Annotated in this window: 25 protein-coding genes; 16 read left to right on the top strand and 9 right to left on the bottom strand. The window is 70.0% G+C overall.

The window, feature by feature from the left end:
- Positions 1-90 precede the first annotated feature (90 nt).
- The 5 genes from G3576_RS28860 to G3576_RS28840 all read left to right on the top strand — a co-directional run bounded on the left by G3576_RS28860 (position 91) and on the right by G3576_RS28840 (position 4224).
- Positions 91-810, top strand: a complete 720-nt coding sequence (locus G3576_RS28860; RefSeq protein WP_164697962.1) for a DUF1028 domain-containing protein — start codon at positions 91-93, stop codon at positions 808-810.
- Positions 811-820: 10 nt separating this feature from the next.
- Positions 821-2029, top strand: coding sequence for an MFS transporter (locus G3576_RS28855; RefSeq protein ID WP_164697961.1), 1209 nt, complete (start codon positions 821-823; stop codon positions 2027-2029).
- 30 nt (positions 2030-2059) lie between these two features.
- The gene (locus G3576_RS28850; RefSeq protein ID WP_164697960.1) at positions 2060-3016 is read left to right on the top strand and encodes a Gfo/Idh/MocA family protein; all 957 of its coding nucleotides are present in this window, start codon (positions 2060-2062) and stop codon (positions 3014-3016) included.
- Positions 3006-3653, top strand: a complete 648-nt coding sequence (locus G3576_RS28845) for a histidine phosphatase family protein (protein ID WP_164697959.1) — start codon at positions 3006-3008, stop codon at positions 3651-3653. The genes G3576_RS28850 and G3576_RS28845 overlap by 11 nt, the downstream gene beginning before the upstream one ends.
- 94 nt (positions 3654-3747) lie before the next feature.
- Positions 3748-4224, top strand: a complete 477-nt coding sequence (locus G3576_RS28840; protein WP_164697958.1) for a hypothetical protein — start codon at positions 3748-3750, stop codon at positions 4222-4224.
- Here G3576_RS28840 and G3576_RS28835 read toward each other — a convergent pair.
- Complete coding sequence (locus G3576_RS28835; protein WP_164697957.1) at positions 4211-4696, bottom strand: MaoC family dehydratase; 486 nt, start codon at positions 4694-4696, stop codon at positions 4211-4213. The genes G3576_RS28840 and G3576_RS28835 overlap by 14 nt on opposite strands.
- A gap of 3 nt (positions 4697-4699) precedes the next feature.
- Complete coding sequence (gene pobA, locus G3576_RS28830) at positions 4700-5878, bottom strand: 4-hydroxybenzoate 3-monooxygenase (protein ID WP_164697956.1); 1179 nt, start codon at positions 5876-5878, stop codon at positions 4700-4702.
- 140 nt (positions 5879-6018) lie between these two features.
- Between pobA and G3576_RS28825 the strand changes: the two genes are divergently transcribed.
- Together G3576_RS28825 and G3576_RS32675 are read left to right on the top strand one after the other, a co-directional pair.
- Positions 6019-6768 (top strand): SDR family NAD(P)-dependent oxidoreductase, encoded by a 750-nt coding sequence (locus tag G3576_RS28825; protein ID WP_164697955.1) that lies wholly within the window; start codon positions 6019-6021, stop codon positions 6766-6768.
- A 3-nt stretch (positions 6769-6771) separates the two neighbouring features.
- Positions 6772-7227, top strand: a complete 456-nt coding sequence (locus G3576_RS32675) for a TNT domain-containing protein (protein ID WP_164697954.1) — start codon at positions 6772-6774, stop codon at positions 7225-7227.
- 29 nt (positions 7228-7256) lie between these two features.
- Here the strand turns inward: G3576_RS32675 and G3576_RS28815 are convergent, their stop codons facing one another.
- From G3576_RS28815 to G3576_RS28795, 5 genes are all read right to left on the bottom strand, one after another.
- Positions 7257-7961 (bottom strand): phosphoribosyltransferase, encoded by a 705-nt coding sequence (locus tag G3576_RS28815; protein ID WP_164697953.1) that lies wholly within the window; start codon positions 7959-7961, stop codon positions 7257-7259.
- Between the two features lie 29 nt (positions 7962-7990).
- Positions 7991-8281: a cell division topological specificity factor MinE gene (minE, locus tag G3576_RS28810; protein ID WP_092961829.1), complete on the bottom strand. Its 291-nt coding sequence runs from the start codon at positions 8279-8281 to the stop codon at positions 7991-7993.
- The gene (gene minD, locus G3576_RS28805; RefSeq protein WP_164697952.1) at positions 8278-9096 is read right to left on the bottom strand and encodes a septum site-determining protein MinD; all 819 of its coding nucleotides are present in this window, start codon (positions 9094-9096) and stop codon (positions 8278-8280) included. Before minD ends, minE begins: the two co-directional genes overlap by 4 nt.
- Positions 9097-9164: 68 nt before the next feature.
- The gene (gene minC / locus G3576_RS28800) at positions 9165-9941 is read right to left on the bottom strand and encodes a septum site-determining protein MinC (protein ID WP_164697951.1); all 777 of its coding nucleotides are present in this window, start codon (positions 9939-9941) and stop codon (positions 9165-9167) included.
- 185 nt (positions 9942-10126) lie between these two features.
- A complete protein-coding gene (locus G3576_RS28795; protein ID WP_164697950.1) occupies positions 10127-11092 on the bottom strand; it encodes a Bug family tripartite tricarboxylate transporter substrate binding protein in 966 nt (321 codons plus the stop codon).
- Between the two features lie 74 nt (positions 11093-11166).
- On the opposite strand from G3576_RS28795, the gene G3576_RS28790 reads away from it, so the two are divergent.
- The 9 genes from G3576_RS28790 (at position 11167) to G3576_RS28745 (ending at position 19682) form a co-directional block, all read left to right on the top strand.
- Entirely contained in the window at positions 11167-12069 is a 903-nt protein-coding gene (locus G3576_RS28790; protein ID WP_164697949.1) for an ABC transporter substrate-binding protein, read from the top strand.
- Between the two features lie 119 nt (positions 12070-12188).
- The gene (locus G3576_RS28780; protein ID WP_164697948.1) at positions 12189-12623 is read left to right on the top strand and encodes an acyl-CoA thioesterase; all 435 of its coding nucleotides are present in this window, start codon (positions 12189-12191) and stop codon (positions 12621-12623) included.
- A 127-nt stretch (positions 12624-12750) separates the two neighbouring features.
- Positions 12751-13887: a hypothetical protein gene (locus tag G3576_RS28775; RefSeq protein WP_164697947.1), complete on the top strand. Its 1137-nt coding sequence runs from the start codon at positions 12751-12753 to the stop codon at positions 13885-13887.
- Between the two features lie 585 nt (positions 13888-14472).
- Positions 14473-14922: a hypothetical protein gene (locus G3576_RS28770; protein WP_164697946.1), complete on the top strand. Its 450-nt coding sequence runs from the start codon at positions 14473-14475 to the stop codon at positions 14920-14922.
- A 1-nt stretch (position 14923) separates the two neighbouring features.
- On the top strand, positions 14924-15142 hold the full coding sequence (locus tag G3576_RS28765) for an acyl-CoA thioesterase (protein WP_407926144.1): 219 nt from the start codon (positions 14924-14926) through the stop codon (positions 15140-15142).
- 72 nt (positions 15143-15214) lie between these two features.
- Positions 15215-16030 (top strand): hypothetical protein, encoded by an 816-nt coding sequence (locus G3576_RS28760; RefSeq protein WP_164697945.1) that lies wholly within the window; start codon positions 15215-15217, stop codon positions 16028-16030.
- Positions 16031-16069: 39 nt separating this feature from the next.
- A complete protein-coding gene (locus tag G3576_RS28755) occupies positions 16070-17896 on the top strand; it encodes a heavy metal translocating P-type ATPase (RefSeq protein WP_164697944.1) in 1827 nt (608 codons plus the stop codon).
- Complete coding sequence (locus tag G3576_RS28750; RefSeq protein WP_164697943.1) at positions 17893-18855, top strand: D-2-hydroxyacid dehydrogenase family protein; 963 nt, start codon at positions 17893-17895, stop codon at positions 18853-18855. Before G3576_RS28755 ends, G3576_RS28750 begins: the two co-directional genes overlap by 4 nt.
- Positions 18852-19682 (top strand): alpha/beta hydrolase, encoded by an 831-nt coding sequence (locus G3576_RS28745; RefSeq protein WP_164697942.1) that lies wholly within the window; start codon positions 18852-18854, stop codon positions 19680-19682. Before G3576_RS28750 ends, G3576_RS28745 begins: the two co-directional genes overlap by 4 nt.
- 3 nt (positions 19683-19685) lie before the next feature.
- On the opposite strand, the gene G3576_RS28740 is transcribed toward G3576_RS28745, so the two are convergent.
- Both G3576_RS28740 and G3576_RS28735 read right to left on the bottom strand, forming a co-directional pair.
- Entirely contained in the window at positions 19686-20747 is a 1062-nt protein-coding gene (locus G3576_RS28740) for an alpha/beta fold hydrolase (protein ID WP_164697941.1), read from the bottom strand.
- A gap of 46 nt (positions 20748-20793) precedes the next feature.
- Positions 20794-21129, bottom strand: coding sequence for a hypothetical protein (locus tag G3576_RS28735; protein WP_164697940.1), 336 nt, complete (start codon positions 21127-21129; stop codon positions 20794-20796).
- Positions 21130-21155: the final 26 nt, after the last annotated feature.

Genomic DNA, 21155 nt, shown 5'->3' with positions numbered 1-21155 from the left:
CGATCTTGGCGCAAAATGGCCGCAGACCCCCTGGCGCGCAACCGCGCTTCAGCCTGTAGTCTCCGCCTTCTGTAGAGTCGGAACCTCGCCATGACCTGGTCGGTCGTCGCCCATGATCCCGAGACGGGGGCCTTCGCCGTCGCCGTCACCACCTGCGCCTTCGCGGTCGGCGCCTCCTGCCCCCATGTCCGATCGGGGGTGGGCGCCGTCTCCACCCAGTCCATGACCAACCGCTATCTCGGCCCCGCCGTGCTGGACGGCATGGCGCGCGGCCTGTCGCCGGCGGCCGCCATCGAGAGCGCCCTGGCGGCGGATGAGGGCCGGGGGCTCCGCCAGATCCACGCCGTGGACCGCCACGGCCGCAGCGCCGCCTATACCGGCAAGAACTGCGTGGAATGGTGCGGGGACGTGACCTCCGCCCATGTCTCCTTCGCCGGCAACATGCTGGCCGGCCCCGCCGTGCTGGCCGATACCTACGCCGCCTTCGCCACCAACCACGACCTCAAGCTGGCGGAGCGGCTGCTGGCCGCGCTCGATGCCGGGGAGGCCGCGGGCGGTGACCGCCGCGGGCGCCAGTCGGCGGCCCTGGTGCTGACGACGACCGAGGATTTCCCGGACCTCTCGCTGCGCGTGGACGACCATCCGCTCCCGCTGGTCGAACTGCGCCGCCTCTATGACATCTGGAAGCGCGACCGCGCGCCCTATCTCCGGGAACAGCCCTCCAAGGCGCGGCCTTCGGGCATCACCGACCTCGACATGATCGAGGGCCGCTGGATCCGCCAGGGACTGGACATCCGGCTCCGACGCTGATCCGCGCGGGATGAAACCTTGGGTCGCGGCGCTGTCGGCCACGCTGCTGATGCAGACGGTGGGCAGCTTCCTGAACCAGATCATCCCGGTCGTCGCGCCGCTGATGTTGAGCGACCTCGGCCTGCCGCCGCAGACCGTCGGCAATTTCTCCTCGCTCAACACCCTGGGTGCGATCGCCTTTCTTCTGTTCGGTACGCCGCTGGTGGCGCGGCACGGGCCGCTGCGGATGATCCAGGCGGGGGCCGCCATCGGCAGCCTGGCGCTGGTCCTGGCCTCCCTCGGCATCCCCTGGCTGATGCCGGTCGCGGCGCTGATGCTGGGCTTCGGCTATGGCCCGACCGGCCCGGCCGGCAGCCGCATCCTGCAGCAGCACGCGCCGAAGCGGCACCGCGTCCTGATCTTCTCCGTCAAGCAGGCCGGTGCCCCGGCGGGCGGCGCGCTGGCTGGTTTCCTCGCCGCGCCCATCGCCGCCGCCTTCGGCTGGCAGAATGCCATGTGGGTGGCGCTCGCCCTCGCGCTGTCCTGCGCCGCCCTGATCCAGCCGCTGCGTCCGGCCCTGGATGCGGAGCGGGACGAGACGCGCGACTGGCGGGAGGCGCTGACCATCCGCCGCCTGCTGGTGCCGATCACGGCGCTGCGCCTGCATCCGGTGCTGCCGCCCCTGACCCTGCAGGCCTTCGCCTTCGCAGCCCTGCAGGGCAGCCTGTTCAGCTTCACCGTCACCTGGCTGGTGGAGGAGCACGGCATGGGCCTGGCCGCCGCCGGCAGCATCTTCGCCGCCATGCAGTTGGCGGGCGTCACCGGCCGCCTGGTGCTGGGCTGGGCGGCAGATCGCCTCGGCGATGCCACGCGCAGCCTGGCGCTGCATGGGCTGCTGGCGGCGGGGCTGTCGGCGCTGTGGATCACGCTCGGCGCGGGCAGCCACTGGCTGGTGGCCTTCCCGCTGGCCATCCTCTCCGGCTTCACAGCGGCCAGCTGGAACGGGATCTTCCTGGCGGAGGTCGCCCGCGTCTCGCCGCCGGATCGCGTGGCGGAGGCCTCCTCCGGCGCCATCCTGCTGTGCTTCCTCGGCTACCTCACCGCCCCCACCGCCTTCGCCTGGGCGGTCGGCGCCACCGGCAGCTGGCGCCTGCCCTTCCTGACCGCCTGCGGGCTGCTGGCAATGGTTTCCGCCATCGTCTTCGCGCTGCGGGCTGGACGGGACGCCGCCCTGCGTTAAGTCACGCCGGGACATCGGGGGACAGGCTGCATGGTCAGGCTCGGCATCGTCGGCTTCGGCATCATGGGGGAGCGCCTGCTGCGCGCCGCGCTGACGCATGAGGAGGTGCGGCCCGTCGCGCTCTGGGACCCCTCGCCCGCCGCCGCCACACGCCTGGCGGAGGTGGCACCCGGCCTGCCGATGCTGGACAGCGCGAGTGCGGTGATCGAGGCCTGCGACGCGCTCTACATCGCCTCGCCCCCCTCCTCCCACATCCCGCATGCCGAGGCCGCCTTCGCCGCCGGCCGCGCCGTATTCCTGGAGAAGCCGCTGGCCAGCGACCTGGCCGATGCGCGCCGCTTCGTGGCCGGCGCCGAATCCTCCGGCGCCCGGGCCGCGGTCAACTACCCGATGGCCTCCTCCCCCGCCGTGGCGCAGCTCTCGGCCTGGCGCGCGGAGATCGGCAGCCCGCGCACGCTTTCGATCACCGCCGATTTCGCCGCCTGGCCGCGCAGCTGGCAGATGGGCGCGGCGTCCTGGCTCTCGAAGCGCGCCGATGGCGGCTTCACGCGGGAGGTCCTGTCCCACTTCCTGTTCCTGACGCGCCGGCAGCTCGGCGCCCTCACGCTGCTGGATCGTGACGCGACCTTCCCGGAGGGCGATGGGGCGGAGACGGCGGTGCGCGCCACCCTCATGGCCGGCGCCACCCCGGTGGCGCTGCGCGGCGGCGTCGGCACCACCACGGCGGACGAGGCGAATGAATGGCGCCTGGCCTGCGAGGCAGGCTCCATCCGCCTCCGCGACTGGTCCTTCGCCGAGAAGCGCGAGGCGGATGGCAGCTTCCGCCCCGCCCCGGACGCGATCCCCAATGCCGAGATGCGCCCGATGGTGCTGCGCGGCCAGCTCTCGAAACTCGCCCGCCTGACGAAGGGAGAGCGCGTGGACCTCGCCACGCTGCGGGAGGCGCTGGAGGTGCAGGAGGTGGTGGAGGCGATCCTTGTGGGCTAGTCGCCGCGCCTTCCTGCTGCTGCTGGCCGCGACGCCGGCCGCGGCCCAGACGCGCCTCGTGCCGGTCACCGCCGACCAGCCGGCCGGCGCCGCGCTGGTGGAGCGGCTGCGCGCCGGCGGCCTGGTGCTGTTCTTCCGCCACGCCGATACGCGCGGCGAGAATTGCGACCGCAGCTACCGGATCGGCGACCGCGCGGGCCAGCGCAACATTTCCTCAAGCGGCCGCGCGCAATCCGCGCGGATCGGCGAGAGGCTGCGTGACCTCGGCATCCCGCTCGCCCAGCCCATCCTGGCCGGCCCCGTCTATCGCGCGCGGGACACGGCGGAGCACGCCTTCGGCACGGTGACGGTGACCGACAGCCTGCTGGCCGACGACTATGCCGGCGATCGCCTGGCCTGGGTGGTGGCGGAGCACCGGCGCCTGTTCGGGGAGGCCCCGCCGCCCCGCACCAACCGCGTGCTGGTCGGCCACCGCACCCCCGCCATCATGGTCTTCGGCGACCCCGTCGCCGGCCGCGCCTTCCCGGAGGGCGGCGCGCTGGTGATCGATCCCCGCAACGGCGATCCCCGCGTGCTCGGCATCCTCGAACTCGCGCCCCTGCCCAACGGCGGTTTTCATGAGTGCAGCGGCGGCTGACATCGGCGTGAGCGAAACAGGGAAACACGCGATGACATCAGGGATGTCGCGACGCCGCCTATAGCGCTGCCCGTCCAGCATGACGGAGACTTCGATGCGCCCGGCTGCCCTTGCCCTGCTTGCCCTCGCCCTCGCCCCCGCCGCGCAGGCGCAGCAATACTGGCTGCCCAATGGCCCCGGCGGCACGACATACAACAACCCGCAGGGATCGCTGACGGGCACGATCAACGAGCACATGCTCCAGCGGCACATGCAGCAGCGGCAATGGGAACGGCAGCGCGCCGCCGGCGGCAGCTACGTGCCCCCCGTCTCCACCCTGGCCGATCCCAGCTTCCGCCTCGGCAATACCGGCGGCCTCACGATGCGGGAGGTCTATGTCTCCGGCGCCAATGACAATGGCTGGGGCCCCGACCGGCTCGGCAGCCAGGTGCTGCAGCCCGGCCAGCGCCTCGTGGTGCGGCTGCCGGCCGGGCAGTGCGTGAACGATGTCCGCATCGTCTTCGCCAATGGCCAGACGATCGAGCGGCGGCGCGTGGATACCTGCTCCATCACGGACCTCAACCTGCCGTAGCGCGCTTCCGCAGCAGGTAGCGGTGCCGCCCCTCCAGCACCTGCACGCCGCGCTGGTTGTGCACGGTGCTGCGCAGGCCGACCACGCCGGTGCTGCGGTTCGGCGACAGCTCATCGACCTCGAGGCAGGGGTAGAGCGTGTCGCCCTCGAAGACCGGCGCCAGGAAGCGGCTCGACTGCTCCAGGAAGGCCTTCAGCGAGTCCTCGACCATGTGCGGAAACAGCCCCGCCCCCGCCGCGGTCTGGATCGCCACCTGGTAGCCATGCGCCAGCATCCCCGGCAGGCCTCGCGCCTGGCAGTAGTCCCGGTCGTAGTGGATCGGATGGTTGTCGCCGCTCGCCGCCTGGAAGGCGGCGAAGAGGCCGCTGGTCATGGTCCGGCTGGGCAGCGGGAAGCGCTCGCCCAGGGTGAAATCCTCGAACCACCGCTGCGCCGCCACCAGGCGGTGGGCGCGCGGATCGAAGCCGGTCATGGCTCAGACCTCGTAGGGCAGGCCGACATAGTTCTCCGCCAGCGTGGTCATCGCGGCCTTGCTGGTGGAGACGTATTCCAGCTCCGCCACCTGCACCCTGTGCTCGAAGGGGTCGTTCCCGTCGAAGCGGTGCAGCATGGAGGTCATCCACCAGGAGAAGCGCTGCCCCTTCCAGATCCGGCGCAGGCAGATCTCCGAGTAGCGGTCGAGCAGCTCCGTCTCCCCCTTGGCGAAGAAGCGTTCCAGCCCGCGGGCCAGCACGCGGATATCGGCGATCGCCAGGTTCATGCCCTTGGCACCGGTCGGCGGCACGATGTGGGCGCTGTCACCGGCGAGGAAGAGGCGGCCATGGCGCATCGTCTCGCAGACGAAGCTGCGCATCGGCGTGACGCCTTTCTGGAAGATCTCGCCTTCCTCAAGCTCGCTCCCCACGCCGAGGCGCCGGTGCAGCTCCTCCCAAATCCGCGCGTCGGGCCATTCGTTGATGTCCTCCTCCGGCGTGCATTGCAGGTAGAGGCGTGAGATGGTGTTGGAGCGCATCGTGGCCAGCGCGAAGCCATCCTGGTGCCGCGCGTAGATCAGCTCCTCCGAGACGGGGCGGGAGCGAGAGAGGATGCCGAGCCAGGCGAAGGGATAGACACGCTCGAAGATCTTCAGGTCGGGGATGGCCGGGCGGCAGATGCCGTGGAAGCCGTCGCAGCCGCCGATGAAGGCGCATTCCAGCACCTGGTCCTGGCCGTCGTGCCGGAAGGTGATGCGGGGATTGTCGGAGGTGACGTCATGGACCGCCGCATCCTCCACCTCGAACAGAATCGGCGGGTTGCCGGAATGCGTGCCGGCGGCGAGCCGCGCGGCGATGAGGTCCTTCACCACCTCCTGCTGCCCGTAGATCGTCACGACCCGGCCCGTGAGGTCCGTCAGCGGGATGCGGTGGCCGATCCCGTCATAGCGCAGCTCGATCCCGTGATGGGCCAGGCCCTCCCGGTGCAGCCTTTCCGCGACGCCGGCTTCCGTCAGCGTATCGACGCTGCCCTGTTCCAGCAGACCCGCGCGAACGCGCTCCTCGACGTATGAACGGCTCCGCGCTTCCAGCACCACGCTGTCGATGCCCTGGAGGTGCAGGAGGTGGGACAGCAGCAGCCCCGCGGGACCTGCGCCGATGATGCCGACCTGGGTGCGCATGAAAGACTCCCGATTGTTATGTAGAATAACTGTTCGGCGCATGATGCCGCATTCCACGGCCGCCGTCACGGCCCCCTTTCCCAACCTCTGGTTCCGGCCGAAGCTGCCCCCGGAAGCGGCCTTCGCAAGGGGAAACGGGCATGGCGGATCGCAAGGTGGCGGTGGTGACGGGCGGCGCGCGGGGGATCGGCCGCGGCTGCGCCCATGCGCTGGCGGAGCGCGGCTTCGACCTGGTGCTGGTCGATCTGCTGGCGCCCGAGATGGCCCGCACCAAGGCCGAGCTGGAAGCCATGGGCCGCGCCTGCCTGACCTTCGAGGCCGATGTCGCCGACCACGCCCGGGCCAAGGAGATCGCCGCCGCGGTGGAGGCGGAGTGGGGCCATTGCGACGTTCTGGTGAACAACGCCGGCAAGTCCAACCCCCGCACCATCATGGAATGCCCGGAGGAGGAGTTCGACCGCACCATCGCGATCAACCTCAAATCCTGCTTCAACTACATCCAGGCCTTCGTGCCGCTGATGCGGAAGGTCGGCGGCGGGCGCATCGTCTCCATGTCGTCGTTGAACGCGCATACCGGCGGCGTCACCAGCGCCGTCAGCAAATTCGCCTATGCCAGCGCCAAGGCCGGCATCCTCGGCATGACGAGGGCGCTGGCCAAGGAACTCGGCCCCGACATCGCGGTGAACGCCGTCTGCCCCGGCGTGATCGAGACGGAGATCGGCAATACCCTGACGCGCTCTCGCGGCGCGGAACTGGCGAAGAAGATCGCGCTGGGCCGCGTCGGCAAGCCGCAGGACGTGGCGCGCGTCGTCGCCTTCCTGGCCGCCGAGCAGCCCAGCTTCATCACCGGCCAGCACATCGTCATCGATGGGTTCCAGTGGGAGATCTGAGCCGTGCGTCGTGCCTTGCTGCTGCTGGCGCTGGCCGTCACGGCCTGCGCGGAACCTCCGCTGCCCCTGCCGCCTGGCGCGCGCCCGGACCTGGCGCGGGAATGGCTGACGCCCCAGGGCTATCGCTGGCCGCCCGATAACGGCTTCGGGGAGCGGGCGACCTGGATCGTGCTGCCGCCGGGGATGCTGCTGGACCGCTTCGGGCCGGAGACGGGGCGCTTCCTGAGCCCCCGCGGCGCCGCCTTCGGCGCCCGCGCGCTGCCGGGCATCTGCCGCGACCTGCCCTATCACAGCTACCGCGTATCCGCGCCGCTGCTGGCCCGCGTCGGCTACGCCCTGCCCTGGTTCGGGGAGCCGGGCGGCGCAACGCAGCTCTTCACCGATGCAACCGTCGCGCAACTGCTGGCGGATGGCACGCTGGTCGCGGTGCCGGCCGGGGATGCGCCCTGCCCGCGCTGAACGCGGGCCGCCAGCCTCAGCCCTGCCGCTCAGCCTTCACCCGTTCGAACACCTCGTGCGCGTAGGCGCCGATCTCTTTCTTCCGCTGCCTTAGCTGCTCGATTTCGAAGTTCGTCAGCTGTCCGGAAGCCGATGAGGTACTGGGCTTCATCGCCGGTGAGACTGGCGGGAGCGGCTTTACAAACGGATCTGATTTCATCGCCATAGCGCCCTTCCAATTGCCGCACCCTGGATTGCGGCACCGCCAGCTGTCCTGTCCGGCTGGCGAAGACCAGGACCACCACGCCCGCGATCCTGCCGCCGCCGTGGTGAATATAGTCAGCCAGCTCCGCCAGCGTACCACCCATCGTCAGCACGTCATCGACCAGAACATACGGCGCATCACGGCAGACGGGCCCATCGAAGGATGCGGGCGAGATCAGCCGCTCCATCGGGTCGGCCCCGGTGTGCCACACCTGGTTCGCCTGCGTGATGTCGTCGTCGCGCACGCCACGGCAGAGACTGGCCATCGCCGCCGCCAGGACTGCCGGAATGGCATTGTCGCCGGCGGCCTCGATGGCATGGGGTGCGACATAGCGCATGCCAGGCGCGAAGCGTCGCTCCGCCTCGGTCACCAGCTCCATGCCCAGGTCGATGACGACCCGTGCCGCAGCCTCGGCATCGCCCGCCTTCGCCGCGCGGTAGGCGGCATGCGCCTTCAGTGGCGCGTCATGGCGAAACCGGTGGAGCGGCACCGCCGTGGCGGCGCCGAAGCCGACGCGCCTCAGGCGCTCGCCCGCCTTCCGCCCTGGGCGCCCGGCCCGGGCAGGTCGATCTCGATCGCCAGCGTCGACATGTCGCCGCCCCGGTCGAGCGAGACGTTCACACGCCCCGGGTCGATCGAGACATAGCGCGCCACGACCGCCACGATCTCCTGCTGCAGCTTCGGCAGGAAATCCTCGCGCGTGCGCCCGATGCGCTCATGCGCCAGAACGATCTGCAGCCGCTCCTTCGCCTGGGATGCCGTTGCCGGCTCCGGCTTGCGGCTGCGGAAGATGTCCGCGAGCCAGCTCATGCCGCCCTCCCCCCGAACAGGCGCGAGAAGATGCCCTTCTTCTGCGGCTCCAGGAAGCGATGGTCCACCTTCTCCCCGAGGAAGCGGGAGACGGCATCCTTGTAGGCCTGACCGGCGACGCTCTCCTGGTCCATGATCACGGGGTTGCCCGTGTTGGACGCCTTCAGCACGCTCTCGCTTTCCGGGATCACGCCGAGCAGCGGGATCGCCAGGATCTCCCGGATGTCGTCGAGCTTCAGCATCTCCCCCTTCTCGACGCGGGCGGGGTCGTAGCGCGTGACCAGCAGGTGTTCCTTCACCGGGTCGCGCTTCTCCTCCGCCCGGCGGGACTTGGATTGCAGCACGCCGAGGATGCGGTCGCTGTCGCGCACCGACGACACCTCGGGGTTCGTCACCACGATCGCCTGGTCCGCGAAATAGAGCGCCATCAGCGCGCCCTTCTCGATGCCGGCGGGGCTGTCGCAGAGGATGTAGTCGTTGTCCTTCGACAGTTCCTCGATGATCTTGCCGACGCCTTCCTTGGTCAGCGCATCCTTGTCCCGGGTCTGGGACGCGGGCAGGATCTGCAGGCAATCCACGCGCTTGTCGCGGATCAGCGCCTGGTTCAGCCGGGCCTCCCCGCTGATGACGTTGACGATGTCGAACACCACGCGGCGCTCGACCCCCATGATGAGGTCGAGGTTGCGCAGCCCCACGTCGAAGTCGATGACAACCGTCCGCTTGCCCCGCTGCGCGAGGCCCGTGGCGAAGGCGGCGGACGACGTGGTCTTGCCAACCCCCCCCTTGCCCGACGTGACGACGATGACTTCCGCCATGCTGACCCCCTGCCCTTCTTCTCTGCCCGGCGCGCCCGCGGGCGCTGCCACGATTGACGAAAACCCGCTCAGCCGAGCGGGTCGAACCGCATATGCTCGCCGACCAGCCTGGCCATGACGGCCTTGCCGATCGGTGCCTCCCCGAGCCCTTCCCGTACGGCGTAGTAGCCGGCGATGGAGACGAGTTCGGGGTCGAAATTCATCGCGAAGACCCGCGCCTCCGCATTGTCCTGCCCGCCGGCGATGGCGCGGCCGAGCAGGCGGCCATAGACGTGGATGTTGCCATCCGCGATCACCTCCGCGCCCCGGTTCACCGTGCCGACGATGATGAGGTCCGTGCCCTGCGCCCAGATGCGTTGGCCCGCACGCACGGGCTGGTCGATCACCATGGCGGCCTGGGCGATGCCCTGGGGCTGCGGTTCCGGCGGAGGCGCGGGCGCGGGTGCGTGGTAGACGGGCGGCGGGGCGGCGGAGGGCGGCGGCAGGGGCACCTCCTCCTCCCGCCCGCCGGCCATGCGCAGCGGCGGCAGGCCGGCGCCCTGGGCGGCGACGCGCATCTCCGGCGTGCCGCCGACGGTGCCGATGGGCACGATCTCGATGGCGCGGAGCTGCTGGACGAGGCCCTGGAAATCCACGTCGTGGGGCCGCGCCTGGATGTCGTCCAGCCCGACCACGATGGGGGCGAAGCGCAGGAAGCCCGGGGCGCGGCGGAACTGGTCGCCGAGGGCGGGCACCACCGCCTCCACGCGATGGTCCAGCAGCCGCATCACCAGCAGGTTGAAGTTCGCCCCACGCAGCCGGAAGGGCTCGAGGCGGGGCGTGGAAGGGCTGGGCGCGAAGGACATCGCGGCGGGGGGTTCCTCGGGTGATCCGTCAGGCATCGGGAACCACGCGGAGGGGGCGCCGCGCGGCCATCCCCACCCTATAGCCGCGCCGCCCTGCGGAGCGAAGCCTTGTCGCGAAGCCATGACGGAATAGAGACGGAAGGCGCGCGATGTTCAGACGCGCGCTGAAGAGCGAATCGGGCGGATCAGTTGCCCCGGATGCCGAGTTCCCGCACCAGGCCGCCCCATTTCGCGACCTCCACCGCCAGATGCGCCCGCGCCGCCTCCGGCGAGGGATCGGCATAGGCCTCCACCCCCGCGGCCGAGAGCTTGGCCAGCACGCCGGGATCGCGCAGTGCCCGGGCCGCGGCCTCCGCGATCGGGCGCAGCACGGCGTCCGGCGTATTGGCCGGTGCATAGATCGCCTGCCAGGCGGTGGCGTCGTAGCCCGCGACCCCGGCCTCAGCCAGCGTCGGCAGCTGCGGCAGCATGGAGGAGCGTTCGCCACTGGTGACGGCCAGGCCGCGGACCCGCCCATCGGCCATCAGCGGCGCGAGCAGGGTCTGGCTGTCGATCATGAAGTCCACCCGCCCGGCCGTGAGATCCGCCACCGCCTGCGGCGTGCCGCGATAGGGCACGACGGTGAAGTTGGCGCCCGTCAGCTTCCGCAGCAGCTCCGCCGCCAGGTGCGAACTCGCCCCGATACCTGCCGTGCCGAAATTCGCCTCCCCATTGCGGGACCTGAGCCAGGCGAGGAAGGAGGGCACGTCGGTCGCCGGCACGCCGGGATGCACCACGACGACGAAGGGCTGGCGCGTCACCAGCGCCACGGGCGCGAAGCTCGTGATGGGGTCGAAGGGGAAGCTGGCGTAGAGCGCCGACATCGCCGAATGGCCCACGCTGCCGACCAGGATGGTGTTCCCGTCCGGCGCCGCCCGCGCCACGGTGCTGGCGCCGATGGTGCTGCCCGCGCCGCCCTGGTTGTCGATCACCAGCGGCCGGCCGAGCGTGACCGACATATGCTCCGCCAGGATGCGCGCGACGACGTCGGTGAGGCCACCGACGGCGAAGGCGACGACGACGCGCAACGGTCGCGGCGCCTGCGCCCATGCGCCGTGCGCCAGCATCGGCGTGGCCAGCGTTCCCAGCAGCAGGCGGCGCGACATCATCATCGGGGAGGACCCTCTTCTCCGGCAGGCGGCAATCATGTCACATCGCGCGAAACCTTACAGCCGGAGCACGGGCCATGAACGCCATCACGCTGCAGGAGCCCTTCCGCGCCCTGTTCTACACGCCTTTCTACGCCGCGATCGCGCGGGGCGACTTCGCGTCGGCCGGGGTGGACGTCACGCTCATCACTGTGGGGGAACCCGATCGGGCGGTGGCCAATCTGCTGTCGGGCGCGGCGCACATGGCCTGGTCCGGCCCGATGCGCGTCATCCGCGACCACGCCGCGAATCCGGCCAGCCCGCTGGTCAGCTTCGGCGCCGTGGTGATGAAGGACCCCTTCCTGCTGGTCGGGCGCGGGCCGCGTCCCGGCTTCTCGCTCCGCGACCTCAGGGCGCTGTCGCTCGGCGTGGTCAGCGAGGTGCCGACCCCCTGGTGGTGCCTGCAGCGGGACCTGCTGGAGGCCGGCATCGACCCGGCATCGCTGACCACGGTGCAGGGCCGGAGCATGGCGGAGAATGCGGCGGCCGTCGCCGCCGGCACGCTCGACGTGGCGCAGGTCTTCGAACCCTTCGCGACGCTGGCGGAAGCGAAGGGGTGCACCGCCTGGCATGCGCAGGCCGATCGCGGCCCGACCTCCTACACCGCCTTCTACGCGACGCGCGCGATCCTGGCGGAACGGCGCCCCGCCGTGCTCGGCATGATCCGCGGCCTGGCCTCGATGCAGCGCTGGCTGCACGCCAGCGATGCCGCCACCATCGCCGCGACCGTGGCGCCCTTCTTCGAGGGCATGGACCGGGCGACGCTGGAGGGCGGTATCGCGCGCTACAGGAAGCTCGGCCTCTGGGCGCCGACGCCCTTCTTCCCGCGCGACGCCTATGAATCGCTCGAAGCCTCCATGCTGCGCGCCGGTGCGATCGCCGCGGCGCCGGGCTTCGAGGCCTGCATCGACAACGCCGTGGTGCAGGAAGCGCTGGCATGAGCAAGGCACTGCCGGTCCGCGCCGACTACCGCTTCTTCCTGCCCATCCCGACGCGGTGGATGGACAACGACATCTACGGCCACGTCAACACATGAACCCGATGGTGTGAAGGATCGCCAATGACTGAGCGTCCGCCCACTGCCCGCCTGTCCGACTTCCCACATCATTGCGCCATCAGCACACGGTGGTCGGACAATGACGCGTATGGGCATGTGAACAACGTTGTTTTTTATAGCTTCTTCGACACGGCGGTGAACCGGTGGCTCATCGCCGTTGGCGCGCTGGACATCGCTGCCAGCAACGTTGTCGGCCTAGTCGTTGAGACTGGATGCCGATACCGAAAGCCCGTCGCCTACCCACAGGACATCGTCGTTGGGATGCGACTGGCGAAGCTCGGCACAACGTCGGTCCGCTACGAACTGGCTGTGTTTGTCGCTGGCGAAGAGGAAGCGTCGGCCGAAGGACATTTCACGCACGTCTATGTGTCGCGGCAGACTGGTCGGCCCGTCCCCGTGCCCGAGCATCTGCGAAACGCGCTTCAAGCCCTCAAGTAGCATTGCCCCGCTCCCGGGCGGAGGTGCCAACACCACATGTGGTGGAAAGCGAGGGGCGTGGACGCCACCACTTGAATTGCAACCGCCGTCGACACAATTCTCCGGTATACGCATGCCGGAGGCATTTTTGGACAGCATCACCGACCGTCCCACCACCCCTTCAGACCAAGACCTCGACATCCCAACCCCGCCCATCGCCGAACCGTTCGCGGGCTTCGGCGCGCTCGTCGAAGACTGGCGCAGGCGTCTAACCGAGCACTTCGACGCCGGTCGCCCCGCCGAGGCTCTGCCGCTTCAACGCCGCCCGCCCGCCGACAAAAGCGATTTCGCCATCGTTGGGATACTGCCCCGACGAAAGCATGAATCGGCGTTTTACGCGTGTAGTTTCTGCGAACGCGCATATCAGTTTGGGAATGACGGAAAGGTCGTTCTGTCGCAAAGCGACATGGGCTTACGCCTTATCGGTCCCGATTGTCACGCTCGTCACTTTGAAGGCAATCGCTACGCCGAAGCGCTAGCCGACCATCGAGCCTACGAACGCCGACAGAAATTCGAGTTGCTCCGCAAGCAACTTCAAACTCCATTACACGCGGCAACTCGCGCAGCGTATGAAATGCTGTTCCATCACGAACGCACGTTGATCGAAATCGCCGAACTTCCTGCGACGCTCACGGCCGCAGCAACCCCGCTCGTCGCTCATCTCCGAAATGCGAGCTTCGTCGGCGGCGCGCTCCGGACATTCAACGAGAACGAAGAGCCAAGCCTGTTTCAACAAGCAGGAGGCCGCAACTACGGCGGACGGCAAGACTTCCGCACGATCCACGTCGCGGTCGGTTTGAACGCAATCTTGAACCGCCAGAACCCTCGCGAAGAGCTTACGCGAGCACTTGACCAGTTTCGGGCGGTCAAGGTCATCATCGAAGAAACGCACTGGGAAGAACTGACAAATAGAAAGGCGGATCGAATGATTTCATCGGTCCGCGCGAGCCTCGACGGCGCGTTCAAATCGTTCAACGCGGCGCGCAGCGCGATAAACGACGTCAAGCTGTTCTTTAGCGAGCGAAATCTTGCTGGGATCGTGAGATGGGCAAACGATAACGATTCGCCACTATGGTTTCAGCAGCGCGGCATGAAGGAAATCCCATCCGGGATACTGTGGGAACCCGACTATGGAAATGCGGTGCGCATCGTAGCGCCATCGCATCTCAGAGACCTCGCCTTCCCGGACACGTCGGACATCGAACAAATTATCCGAACGCTTTAATTGCATAGCCATCGCAACGGGGCGAGTCGATTAAATCGAGCGTGTCCCGGTGCAAGCGAGATATCCGACGCACCCGTAAAATCGCCGCCCGGCGTGACGACCGCGTCGGGCGGTCCGGGTCAACATTGCCCGGGAGCACTTCGGGCATTTGATCACCGGTCGCGTTGACACCGGACCCGATGAAACCGGTGAAACGGGCGATACAGGTGGCGGGGGCGGTGTCTTCCTACCGAAGACCTTCGAGAGCCCGAAGATCGCCGCACCGCCGCCCAGCAACCACAGCAACCAGCCGCCACCGCCACCACGACCGCCGCGACTACGACCGCCGCCGCGCCCTCCGCCGCCGCGCCCTCCTCCCCGGCCGCCCCGTGCTTCGGCGACGGTGGGAACAGAGAGTGCGGCAACCAACGCGACGAGCATCCGGCGGGGCCTGCGCATGCCACATCGTTACCGTCGCGGAGCGACCCTGTCTACGACGAGAAAACTGCTACTCCGTTATAGCCGCAGTTAACCCGAAAACTCGCTGCGTAAATACTGTCGTCGAGAGCAATCAAGCATCGACGCAGTATCGAGCGAGTTGTTATCGTGTCCAATACCGTTGAAATTAATGCGCCAGACGCCGAACTCAACTACAATCATCCGCTCTACCGGACGTGGCTCAATATGCACGCGCGCTGCTACAACGAATCATATCACAATCGTCGCCGCTACGGCGGGCGCGGAATTACCGTCTGCCCGCGCTGGCATGTTTTCGCGAATTTCGTCGCTGATATGTCGGACGGATATCGACGCGGCCTGAGCCTCGACCGCATCGACAATGATGCCGGTTACAGTCCCGAAAATTGCCGATGGGCAACGGCAGCAGAACAAGCCCGAAATACGAGCCGGACGGTTCGAGTTGTCGTCGGCGACATGGCGATGTGTCTGAAGGACGCTGCGAAGCTCCTGAAGACGACGCCGAAGACGCTCAAGCGGCGGCTCTCGAAATCGGCGATCACAGTGCCGCTTCCACGCCCCCATCGCCTTCCCGGATGAGGTGACGGCCGGGCTGCGGGTGGAGCGCGTGGGCAATACCTCCGTCCGCTACGGCATCGGCATCTTCAGGGCCGGGGAGGAGAGCGTGAGCGCGGAGGGTCACTTCGTGCATGTCTATGTGGATCGCGCGACGCAGCGCCGGCCGACCCCCCTTCCCGACACGCTTCGTCAGGCAGTGTCAGGAATTCTCGTTACTGGGACGGTTGAGACCAACCGATAGTTGCGGCCCGCCCGTCACCTCGCCTAGGGTCGTGCAGAGGCGAGGAGACAGCGTCGTGACGCGGCAGCCGGCATGAGCATCATCGGGACGCAGTCGCCCTGGCGCCTGGGCAGCCGGTCCGCGATGCCGGCGGGGGAACCCATCCTCGGCATCCGTGCGCTGGCCTATCGGGCCGAGGGCCAGCCCGGCCTGCTGCCGCCAGTGGCGGGGCTGAGCATCAAGGCCATCGGCATCATCGGTGCTCGTCCCGAATGGGACCCTGCCTCCGGCCAGATGCGCTTCGCCGACCTGCCGCCGGGCCCGCGCCGGATCGTCGTGACGGATCCCGAACGCCGTTTCCAGCCGGCCGCCATCATGGTGGAGGTGCCGGACCGCTACCCCACGCGCCCGACCGCGGGCGGCGCGCCCATCCCCGTGCCGCCGCATCCCGTTCGCCGCACGGTGCTGTTGCGCCCGGCGCCGGGCCGGTCCATCCCCGCCGGCAGCACCGCCGTGATCGGGACGCTGCGGGACGAAGCCGGCCGCGGCATCGCGCTCGGCCGCCTGGCTGCCGCGACCGATGCCGGCCTGATGCGCATCGTCGCCTGGACGGATGAGGCCGGCGGCTTCGTCCTCCTGCTGCCGGACAGCGAGGCCGGCACGCCCCCGGCCACCTGCAACCTGGCCGTGCATGTCCCGGCCGCTCGCCTGGCCGGCGCCCTGGCGCTGGATTGGCTGGGCGCCCTGCCGGCCGACCTCGACCAGGTGGACCCGGAAGGGCCCCATGGCGCCTTTGAACGCCGCACCGTCACCGCGCTGGCGCCGGACGGCATGCCGGCCCCGGCGACGGCGGGCGCAATCCCGCTGCGCCCCGGCCGTACCATCCGCTGGGACCTCGTCGCGCGCTGAGCCCTGGACTCCGCCGCGCCGGCGGTCCACGCAGGGCGGATGGATGAGGATGCGAAACAGCGCCTGCTGATCGCCGCCGGCACGGGACTGGCCCTCGGTCTTTTGCTCCGCCTCGTCCCCCTTCCCACGCTGTCATCCCTGGCCTTGGCCGCCGGCACCGTCGTGGTGCTGGGCGCGCTGCTGCTGGAGATCCTGCGCAGCATCGCCCGGCGGGACTTCGCGCTTGACATCGTGGCGGCCCTTGCCATGGGTGGCGCGCTGGCGCTCGGCGAATGGCTGGCGGGCGCCGTCGTCGCGTTGATGTTCGCCGGCGGCCAGGTGCTGGAAGCCCGCGCCAGCGCGCGCGCGAAGCGGGAGATGACGGCGCTGCTCGCCCGGCAGCCCCGCACCGCGCTCCGCCAGCACGATGGCGCGCTGGAGGAGGTGCCGATCGAGGCGATCCGCCCCGGCGACCGCCTGCTGATCCGCAAGGGGGAGGTGCTGCCGGTCGATGGCGCGCTGGAAGGCCCGGCGCTGCTGGATGAGGCCGCGCTGACGGGCGAACCCCTGCCCGTTCCGCACCCCGCCGGCGACGCGGCGCGCAGCGGCGCCACCAATGCCGGCGAGAGCCTGGTCCTGCTGGCGACGCGTCCGGCGGCGGAGAGCACCTATGCTGCCATCGTCCGCATGGTGGAGGGCGCCGCCGCTGCCAAGCCGCCCATGGCCAGGCTGGCGGAACGCTGGTCCGTCGCCTTCCTCCTGGCGACGCTCGCCCTGGCCGGCGGCGCCTGGCTGCTGGCGGGCGACCCCGCCCGCGCCCTGGCCGTGCTGGTGGTGGCGACCCCCTGCCCGCTGCTGCTGGCCGTGCCCGTCGCGCTGGTGGCCGGCATGAACCGCGCGGCGCGTGCCGGCGTGCTCGTGAAGTCCGGCGCCGCGCTGGAACGCCTGGCCGCCGTCTCCATCCTGGTGCTGGACAAGACCGGCACGCTGACGGAGGGCAGGCCCCGCCTCGTCTCGCTGCGCCCGGCGCCCGGGGTGACGGAGGCCGAGTTGCTGCGGCTGTCGGCCGCGCTGGACCAGGCCAGCGGGCATGTGCTGGCGGAAGCGCTGGTGACCGCCGCGCGGGAAGCCGGCCTTGCGCTGCCGATGCCGGAAGCGGTGGAGGAGGCCGCCGGCGCAGGCCTCGCCGGCGTGGTGGAAGGCCAGGCCGTGGCGGTTGGCGCGCGCAGCTTCGTGGCCGGCCACGCCGCCCTGCCGGAGGCCGCCCCGCATGAACCCGGCACGGCCGCCGTCACCGTCGCCATTGCCGGCCGCTACGCCGGCACGCTGCTGTTCCAGGACCGGCTGCGACCCGAGGCGCCCGGCGTGATCGCCGCTGCCCGCCGCGCCGGCATTGCGCGGGTCATCCTCCTCTCCGGCGATGCGGAGGGGCCGGCGCAGGCGGTCGGGCGGCAGGTCGGCGCGGATGCCGTCTTCGCGGACCATGACCCCGCGCGGAAACTCGCCGTCATCGAGGCGGAGCGGCGGGGCGGCCGCGTGCTGATGGTGGGCGATGGCGTGAACGATGCGCCCGCTCTCGCCATGGCCGATGTCGGCATCGCCATGGCGGCGCGCGGCGCCGCCGCATCCGGGGAGGCCGCGGATGCCGTCGTGCTGGTCGACCGGCTGGACCGCGTCGCCACCGCGCTCTTCGCCGCGCGACGGGCGCAGGCCATCGCGCGGCAATCCGTCGCCGTGGGCATCGGGCTTTCCGTGATCGGCATGCTGGCCGCCGCCGCCGGCACCCTCACCCCCGTGCAGGGTGCCCTGATCCAGGAGGCCATTGACGTGGCCGTCGTCCTCAACGCATTGCGGGCCTTGTCACCTGGACGGGAAGAAACGGCATGAGCGCGCTGACGAAGATCGCGATCCTCGACGACTACCAGGGCGTCGCCCTGTCCATGGGGCCCTGGGACCGGCTGCCGAAGGGCATCGAGGTCACGGTCTTCCGCGACACGCTGAAGGACCGCGATGCGCTCGTGGCGCGGCTGCTGCCCTTCGACGGCATCCTGGCGATGCGGGAACGCACGCCCTTCCCCGCCGCGCTGATCCAGCGCCTGCCGAACCTCAAGCTCCTCATGACGACCGGGGAGCGCAACCGCGCCATCGACGTTGCCGCCGCGGAAGCGCAGGGCGTCACGGTCTGCGGCACCTCCAGCAGCGGCGCGCCCACCGTCGACATCACCTGGGGCCTGATCCTGAACCTGATGCGCCAGCTGCCGCAGGAAGCCGCGAGCCTTCGCGCCGGCACCTGGCAGCAGGGCGTCGGCACGGCGGTGGAAGGGCAGACGCTCGGCATCCTCGGCCTCGGCAAGCTCGGCACGCGGGTCGCGAAGGTCGGGCTCGCCTTCGGCATGAAGGTCATCGCCTGGTCCACCAACCTGACCAGCGAAGCCGCGGCCGCCGTCGGCGCGACCCGGGTGGAGAAGCAGGAGCTTTTCGCGCAGTCGGACGTGGTGTCGCTACATATGATCCTTTCGGACCGCAGCCGCGGCATCGTCGGCGCCGCCGAACTCGCCGCCATGAAGCGCAGCGCCTACATCGTGAATACCAGCCGCGGCCCGCTGATCGACCAGGACGCGCTGATCGCCGCGCTGAAGGAAGGCCGCATCGCCGGCGCGGGGCTCGACGTCTTCGACCAGGAACCGATCCCGGCCGACCACCCGCTGCTCGGCGCGCCGAACGCGCTGCTGCTGCCGCATCTCGGCTATGTGTCGCAGCAGAACTACGGCGCCTACTTCAAGGGCGCGGTCGAGGTGATCGAGGCCTTCCTGGCCGGCAACCCGATCCGGAAGCTGGCGCCGTGAAGGCGCTGCCGGATTTCTGGGCCACGGCCAGCCAGGCGGAGCGTGACGCCGCCTACAACAATGCGGAGGCGGTGGCGGACAGCCCCGCCCTGATCGCGGCACGGGACGCGGCGGCGGCGACCTTCCGCGCCGCGCATCCAGGCCATCTCGACCTGGCCTATGGGACGCGGGACCGGGAGGCCTGGGACCTGTTCCCGGGTCGTGACCCCGGCGCCCCCTGCCTCGTCTTCATCCATGGCGGCTACTGGCAGCGCAACAGGCGGCAGGATTTCTGCCATTTGGCAGAGGGCGTGCTGGCGCTGGGCTGGTCCGCCGCCTTCTGCGGCTACACCCTGGCGCCGGATGCCAGCCTGACGACCATCTGCTGGCAGGTGAACGCGGCGCTGGACTGGCTCTCCGCCCATGGCGCCGAGCATGGCATCACGGGCCCGATCATCGCCTCCGGCTGGTCGGCGGGCGGGCACCTCACCGCCATGGCGCTGGAGCACCCGGCGGTCAGCGCGGGGCTCGCCATCTCCGGCGTCTTCGACCTGGAGGCGATCCGGCAGACCTACCTCGATGCCGCGCTGAAGCTGACGCAGGAGGAGGTGCAGAACCTCTCGCCCGCCCGGCGGCCCGTGGTGATGAAGCCGCTCGCCATCGCCTATGGCGCGAAGGAGTTGCCGGAGCTGGTGCGCCACAGCCGCGACTTCCACGCGCTGCGCAGCGAAGCGCAGGCACCCGGGCCGCTGGTGCCGATCCCGGGCGCCGACCATTTCCGCGTGCTGGAGGCGCTGCGCGTGCCGGGCGGAAGCTTGGTGCGCATCGCCGCCGCCCTGCTCGACTGACCGCTACGGCAGCGTCGCCATGAAGCGGCGGAGGTCCTCCGCCCAGAAGCGCGCATTGCCGGTCGTGCCATGGCCGAGCGTCTCGGCGCTGGCCGGGATCAGCAGCAGCTGGCCATGCGCCACGCGGCGCATCGCCGCCTGCATCAGGCCGGTCTCCGGCGGGTTGCGTTCGTCATCCGCGGCGTTGATCGCGAGCACGCGCGCCTTGATGCGATCCAGGCGCGGCGCCGGGTTGTAGTCGCGCGACGAATCCCACTGCCAGATGAAGTCATTGGCATCCGCCGGCGGCGGCGCGGCCAGGCGCTGGTCGATGATGCGGTCCGCGGCCTCCCGCGTCGGCGCGATGGAAGCGAGGTTCAGCGTGCCGCCATTGGTGCCGGTGGCATAGACGACGTTGGCGAGGCCGAGCGAGGCCGGCTGCTGGGTGTAGAAGCCGTTGTTGTAGCCGGGGTCGCGCCGCACCGTCTCGATCAGCAGGCGGCGCATCATCCAGTTGCGCGCCGACATCTCCGTGGGTTGCGACGCCATGGGGACGATGGCGTCCATGGCATCCGGGAAGTTGGTGCCCCAGAGCCAGGCATGCATGCCGCCCATCGAATTGCCGATGACGAGCCGCACGCGCGGGATGCCGAGCCCCTCCGTCACCAGCCGGTGCTGCGCCAGCACCATGTCGTCGTAGTTGTAGCGCGGGAAGTTGCCGCGCAGCCCGTCGCTCGGCTTGGTGGTGCGGCCGGTGCCGATGGCGTCGGGGATGATGATGAAGTGCCGCCGGGCATCCAGCGGCTGGCCCTCCCCGAAGAGCTGCCCGGCAAAGGCCGGCGTCAGCATGCTGCGGGCGGAACCGGCCGTGCCATGCAGCACCACGACGGGGATGCCGGAGGGATCGCCGACCGTGGTGTAGCCGATGCGAAGCTCCGGCATCACCTCCCCGGTGTGGAAGCGGAAATCCCGTGCCACCCAGGTTCCATCACGCGGCGTGGGGTAGTCCGCGGCCAGGGCCGAGGTCGCGGCCATCGCCAATCCGATCATGAGTGCGGCGCGCCGCGCGAAACGCAGGCTTTCCATAGTCGTTCCTCCGGAAGGCTTCTTGTGCCGGAAGCCTAGCGGAACCTTACGGCGCGCGGATATAGGCCAGGAATACCAGGAAGGATGCTGCGCCCGCCGCGACATGCAGCCCGAGCACGGCGCCGCCGCCACGCCGCAGCCAGCGGAAGGCGCCATAGCCCCCGGCCAGGGCGAGCGCGACCATCAGCGGCGGCACCAGCGCCGGCATCGGCCCCGGCGGCCCCGCCACGACCCGCGCGGCCACGACGACGAGCGCCGCGATCGCCGCCACCAGATGCGCCGTCACCACCCAGCGGCGCCGCGTCCGCGTCAGGTAGTGGAAGCCGGCGACGGCGCCCAAGGCCAGGGTTGCCAGCAATGCGATGATGCCAGGCGTGTTCATGGACCCATCCCCTCCGTTCCGGATGC

The sequence above is a fragment of the Falsiroseomonas algicola genome, assembly GCF_011040385.1.
Taxonomy (GTDB): domain Bacteria; phylum Pseudomonadota; class Alphaproteobacteria; order Acetobacterales; family Acetobacteraceae; genus Falsiroseomonas; species Falsiroseomonas algicola.
Note: the sequence above shows the minus strand (reverse complement) of the source record. Positions and strands in the feature narration are given on the sequence as shown.